Genomic DNA, 5,636 nt, shown 5'->3' with positions numbered 1-5,636 from the left:
GCCTGGAACAAGAACGCATCAACATCTCCGCCATCCGACGCGCCCTGACACAGGACTGACCCCGAGTACTCTGAACGCGCGCAACGAGGTCCCACGGGCACGCTGACGTGCCGCAGTACAGCAGGGAACCGCTTGCCGTAGCGACCAGTGCGATGGCGGCCCGCCCCAGCCACATCGCAGCAGGCAGGTTGTCGGGGCGCTGAGCCCAGGTGCTCATCACCTTCTGAGCGCGGGGGCCTACGGCACGGGTGTGGGTCCCGTGCCGCGCGGCGTCCCCGTGATGTCAGACGGCGCGCTTCACGTGGCGGACCAGCCACATCAGCAGGGCGTCCAGGTCGGCGGCGGCCGACAGGACCCGGACGACCGCCTCGGGGGTATGCAGCCACTCCTCGCAGCCGAGGAGACGGGCGGCGATCAGCGAACGGTGGCGCAGCAGGTTCGTACGGGAGTGGTCCGTCGGATATCCGCGTGGGGGACGTTTCATCACGTCCCCGGAGATGTCGTAGCCCTTCTTCTGCACGTCCTCGACGATGGCGGACAGCTCGCGGCCGCTCCCCTCGGAGGCGACAGCTTTGCGGAACATGTCCACCTGGCCAGGATCGGGGTACCACCAGGCGCCCTGGATCCGCAGGCCGTCCAGGTCGAACCGGAGACCGATCTCGATCTTGCGGCCGAGTCGGATCACCGCGCCCTGGTGCTGCCACCACCAGGAGTCGGTGCGGTAGTGCCAGACGGAAAAGTCCTCGTACCGGGGGTCGGTGTCCGCGACCTCGTTCAGCAGGGCGATCATCGGCTGCCGGACCAGGCGTTCGCGGTCCGCGCGGTAGCGCTCGCGAGTCGCGTGGGTCGGTTCGCCCTGGAGCTGCCACAACACGTCCATGGCCTGCTCCGGCCAGCCGGTGAACTGTCCGCGCATGCGCGCAGGATAGCTCACCCGTGATCCGCGCGCGGGGAGAGTAAGACGGGCAGGGAGGCGTAGCCCCAGACATGGTGGGAGGTGTTGCGGCGGGGCTCGTCGGCCAGTTCTATGTGCCATGCGCGGTAGGCGAGTTCGTCGAGGAACACGGAGAGCAGGAGCCGGGGGAACGGGGCGCCCATGAGGTTTGCGAAGCCGCGGCATCGGCCCAGTGTCTGAGTCCAAGGTCTCCAGCTCCGCTGCCCGCGCAATGAGGTCTCGAGAATGAAGGTCGGCCACCGACTCGCTGGGCCGGTGGCCGCGCTGCGGGACGGATCACGGCGAGCCCATCGCGGAGGGTGTCACACGGATCTTCTACGGCAGGTTCTTATGGCGCATCGCCGCCTGTCCGGCCCGAGGCATCAGCCGGGCGGGGCACGGATGGCTGTCCGCTGGCACCTGGCGTTCTGTAAGCCGGCTCGCGGTCCAAGCACATGGTCGGGGGCAGGCCTACCGTCAGGTCACCATCGGCGTTTCGGCCAACCCGCTCTCACGCTGCAGTCTTGCGGGACAAGGGTCCATGCATCTCGCACTCTCCAGGAGCCGTACGGCACGGGACTTTTCACACCGGCCGAAAGACATGTGTTCGAAACCAGGGCGGTGTCGTTGAACCCGGCGACACCGCCACAGCCGTTCAGAGGGAGCGCCGTTGACCCAGGCCGGACCACGCCGCGATGCCCCAGGCGACGCGAGCGCTACAGCGATCGAAGATGGAATCTCCGAAGCGGAACACGAGCTTTACGGTGGCCGGCTTCGCTACGACCAGTCCTACGTCCGTCATGAGGGCCCGCTGACCCGATTGTCGTTCGGGCACATGGCGGCCGCTCTGCCGCGCATGGTGGGCATGGTGCTGCGCACCGGATGGCAGACGGATCGGCGGGCCCTGGCCGGGGTCGTCGTAGCGCAGCTCGGCCAGGGCGTGACCTCCGCCTGGGGGCTGATCGCGGTCAACAGCGTCCTCACGCAGCTGTTCTCGGATGGGCCGACCGCGGACAAACTACGTCAGGCGCTTCCGGCGTTGATCGTGCTGGGGCTGACCGCGGTGGTGGCAGCACTGCTTTCTGCGTGGTCGACGGCGATGTCGGGGCGGCTGGAGCCGCAGGTGGAGCGGGCGGTATCCAGTCGGTACTACACGGCCGTCACCCAGGTCGAGGTGGAGGCGACTGAGCGGCCGGAAGTCCAGCGGGTGCTGGAGGCAGGCAAGTTCGGCACCGACTCCGCGCGCAGCATGCTTCGGCTGTCGGTGGGCGTGGGTAACGTGCTCATTGGGATGGTGGCGGCGGCAGTCGTGCTGGCGTCGCTGCACTGGGCCTTGCTGCCGATGCTGCTGGCGATCGCCCTGCCGAAGGGATGGGGGGCGGTGCGTTCCGCTCGGCGCGACTACATCTCGCGGTTGAACTGGGTCGACCATCGGCGGGCGATCGCGTCGTTGCTGGCCTACCTGACCCGGCCGCATGCCGCTGGGGAGATCCGTGTGCACGCGGCTGGAACCAAGCTCCTGGACAGCTATGAGGAGATGTCGCGGCAGACCGAAGCTGAGCAGCGTCGGTTGGCCCGCGCGCAGGGCTCCACCGACCTGGTCGCCGGCGGATTCGCCGGTCTGGCGTCGCTGGCCTGTTACGGGCTGTTGTGGTGGCTGCTGGCCAGCGGTGGGCTGCCGCTTGCTGTCGGCGGCACCGCGGTCATCGCCATCCGCACCTCCACCGCACGCCTGACGTCCCTTGTCCAGCAGGTGAACAGGCTGTACGAGGAGCTGCTGTTCCTCACCGACACCGAGACCGCCATCGAGGTGGCTGGCAAGCACGCCATTCCCACGGCGGGCGCGGCGCTCCCCGCTGGCGTGAATCAAGTGCGGGTCGAGGGCGTGTCGTTCACCTATCCGGGGGCCGACGTTCCGGCGCTGAATCGGGTGAGCCTCACGGTCCGCCGGGGCGAAGTGACGGCCCTGGTGGGGGCAAACGGCTCCGGCAAGACGACCTTGACCAAGGTGCTCGCCGGGCTGCTGCTGCCCACCGAGGGGCATGTGTGGTGGGAGGACGAGAACGGTGGCCAGGTCGAGCTGCGAGAGGCTGACCGGATCCGCCTCTTCGCCGCGGTCGGCCTGCTTGCCCAGGACTTTCCCCGCTGGGAGATGACCGCCGCCGCGAACGTGGCTATCGGCGCCGGCGACCGCCCCCGAGACATGGGCCGCGTGCGAGAAGCGGCAGCAGAGGCGAACGTGCTCACCCTCGTCGACGGCCTGCCACACGGGTGGAACTCGATCGTCTTCAAGGGCTACGAGCGCGGTGTACAGCTCTCCGGCGGCCAGTGGCAGAAGCTGGGGACCGCACGCAGCCTCTATCGGCGCGCGCCGTTCCTGTTCGTCGACGAGCCGACCTCCGCGCTCGACCCGCACGCGGAAATCGCCGCATTCGAAGGGCTGTGGTCCCTCGCCGAACAAGGGCACGCCGTCGTGCTCGTCACCCACCGTCTCGCCGCGACAGCCACCGCCGACCGCATCTACGTCCTAAACCAGGGGGCCGTAGCCGAGGAAGGCACCCATGACGACCTCATGGCCCACCACGACGGCCTCTATCGCGGCATGTTCACCGCGCAGGCCGCCCAGTACGGAGTTACCACCCCTGCGGACGCACCGCTGCCTCCAGCCAGGCGCTCCGCGACCTCGGTCCCGGAGGACGTTACGTGACACATCGTCCGTAGCCGGTCCTGAGCCGTCCTACCCCTGTGCCACCGAGAGGTGATGACGTGCCGCCCACCCGTTCCCACATCCGCGTGGCCGCCGAGGCCTACTAGCCCGGCATCCGCACGAGCGGGAGACCCTCGCCGGGCTGCTGTCCGTCTTGGATGGCGCCGACTATCCGGCCAGCCGTGCCACGCTCTCGGCTCACGTCACCTGCAGCGCGGCTGTCATCGACCGTGAGCGACGCGTCCTGCACATCGGCCACAAGGTCACCGGGCTGCTACTCGCGCCGGGCGGCCACGTCGAGGACGACCGGACCCTCCTGGCCGCGGCCTTGCGGGAAGTGCGCGAGGAGACCGGCATCCCGCCAGGCGACCTGTGCCTGACTCCGCAGTTTCTCGGCACTCCGATCGACATCGACGTCCACGCCATCAACGCCAACCCCGCCAAGGGCGAAGACGCACACCAGCACTTCGACTTCCGCTTCGCCTTCTACCTCGTGCCCGAGCAGCACCCGCGGCTTTCGTTGAAGGACGAGGAGGTTGCCGGCGCCCGGTGGCTTGAGTTCGCCGACGTCAGGTCCCCGTCCTTGCGCGCCAAGCTCCTGGACGCCGAAGACCGTGGCCTTGACGGGCAGCCCGAGCCCGTCAACGCCTCCGCTCTGATCCACGACGGCCACGGCAGATACCTCCTTCACCTGAGGGATCACCGTGAAGGCATCTGGGCCCCTGGCGCGTTCGCTCTCCTCGGTGGCGGCCGCACGAGCCAGGACACCAACCTGAAGGCGACCGTGCGGCGCGAGCTCGCCGAGGAGGCGCCAGGCCTGGAGCCCACCGATCTGATGCCGTTCGCCGTGGAGGAAGCGACGAGCGTCGACGGCCTCGCGGTGCCCATCCAGGTCTACGCCGGCCGCTGGAGTGGTGACCCCGACACGGTGGACCTCCGCGAAGGCGTCCTGCTGAAGTGGTTCACCGTTGACATGCTCGACCGGCTCCGCCTGAGCCCCGGACTCGGGGAACTGATCCGCCGCCACGCGGCCGAGCACCCCGCACCGACGGGACCGCCGGACGGTGCCCGTCCGCTGCCCGGCGACGCCCCGACGGGGACCGAGTTTCACATCGTCGGGGTCCACCTCCACCTCCAGGACGAACACGGTCGGATCCTCCTCGGCCTGCGTCACCCCGACTCGACGTTCGCGCCGAGCACCTGGCACTTCCTGGCCGGCCACTGCGAGCGGGAAGCCGCGATCGCCTGTCTGGTGCGGGAAGCGAAGGAAGAGGCAGGCCTCACCATCAAGCCCGAGGACGTAGAGCTCGTACACACGGTTCACCTCGTCGACTCCCCCAACGCGCAGCCCAGGATCGGCCTCGTCTTCCAGGCCCGATCCTGGGCCGGCAACCCCGAAGTACTGGAGCCAGACCGGTGCGTGGAGTGGCGGTGGTGGAAGCCGCAGGACCTCCCGGCCGAGGTTGTGCCGTACACCCGACGGGCGATCGACGGGATTCTCGATGGGCGCCGCTACTCCGAGATGGGCTGGGGCGAGCGATGAGCACTCTGAAGATCCGCCCCGCCGCCGGCGACCAGGCACCGGGGCACTCCCCGGGCCGGGTCAGCGGCGCCGCGCCGACAGGCGCGGATCCGGCGGCCGCGCGGGCGGCGATGGTCGCCCGACTTGAAGAGGAAGGGGCTCTGCGGCCGGGCCCGGTCCGCGACGCCCTGCTCGCGCTGCCCCGTGAAGTGTTGATGCCGCAGGCGTACGTGCGGCGCAGTGCCCCGGGCGAGGAGCCGCCGCGGTGGGACCTGCTGGACTGCTCGGTGTTGCGGGATCGTCCCGAGTTGCTCGGGCTGCTGTACGGCGGGGCCAGCATGCTTGTCCAGCACGACGGGGAGACGCTGCTGGGACGGGCGCGCGGGACGCGGTCGGGGGCGTCGATCACGTCGATGTCGACGGTGATGGGCCTGACCGCGGAGCTGCTGGAGGAGTTGGATCTGCGCTCCGGA

At 69.4% G+C, this 5,636-nt stretch carries 4 protein-coding genes and 1 pseudogene; 3 read left to right on the top strand and 2 right to left on the bottom strand.

Annotated elements, in window-relative coordinates; translation table 11 throughout:
* Positions 1-283: 283 nt before the first annotated feature.
* On the bottom strand, positions 284-916 hold the full coding sequence (locus VXC91_RS41805; RefSeq protein WP_329512589.1) for a DUF2461 family protein: 633 nt from the start codon (positions 914-916) through the stop codon (positions 284-286).
* 14 nt (positions 917-930) lie between these two features.
* Positions 931-1,098: a hypothetical protein gene (locus VXC91_RS41800; RefSeq protein WP_329512588.1), complete on the bottom strand. Its 168-nt coding sequence runs from the start codon at positions 1,096-1,098 to the stop codon at positions 931-933.
* A 506-nt stretch (positions 1,099-1,604) separates the two neighbouring features.
* On the opposite strand from VXC91_RS41800, the gene VXC91_RS41795 reads away from it, so the two are divergent.
* From VXC91_RS41795 to VXC91_RS41785, 3 genes and pseudogenes are all read left to right on the top strand, one after another.
* On the top strand, positions 1,605-3,641 hold the full coding sequence (locus VXC91_RS41795; protein ID WP_329512587.1) for an ABC transporter ATP-binding protein: 2,037 nt from the start codon (positions 1,605-1,607) through the stop codon (positions 3,639-3,641).
* Positions 3,642-3,795: 154 nt separating this feature from the next.
* A complete protein-coding gene (locus tag VXC91_RS41790) occupies positions 3,796-5,184 on the top strand; it encodes an NUDIX domain-containing protein (RefSeq protein ID WP_329512586.1) in 1,389 nt (462 codons plus the stop codon).
* Positions 5,181-5,636, top strand: a pseudogene (locus VXC91_RS41785) (protein-L-isoaspartate O-methyltransferase); the annotation flags it as partial. The gene VXC91_RS41790 and the pseudogene VXC91_RS41785, both read left to right, overlap by 4 nt.

Origin of the sequence: Streptomyces chiangmaiensis (assembly GCF_036281785.1) — a bacterium.
GTDB lineage: Bacteria > Actinomycetota > Actinomycetes > Streptomycetales > Streptomycetaceae > Streptomyces > Streptomyces chiangmaiensis.
Note: the sequence above shows the minus strand (reverse complement) of the source record. Positions and strands in the feature narration are given on the sequence as shown.

What these genes read in the sequence shown, in the direction of transcription:
- VXC91_RS41805 (WP_329512589.1), bottom strand. Translation starts at nt 916, where the DNA reads ATGCGCGGACAGTTCACCGGCTGGCCGGAGCAGGCCATGGACGTGTTG.
- VXC91_RS41800 (WP_329512588.1), bottom strand. Translation starts at nt 1,098, where the DNA reads ATGGGCGCCCCGTTCCCCCGGCTCCTGCTCTCCGTGTTCCTCGACGAA.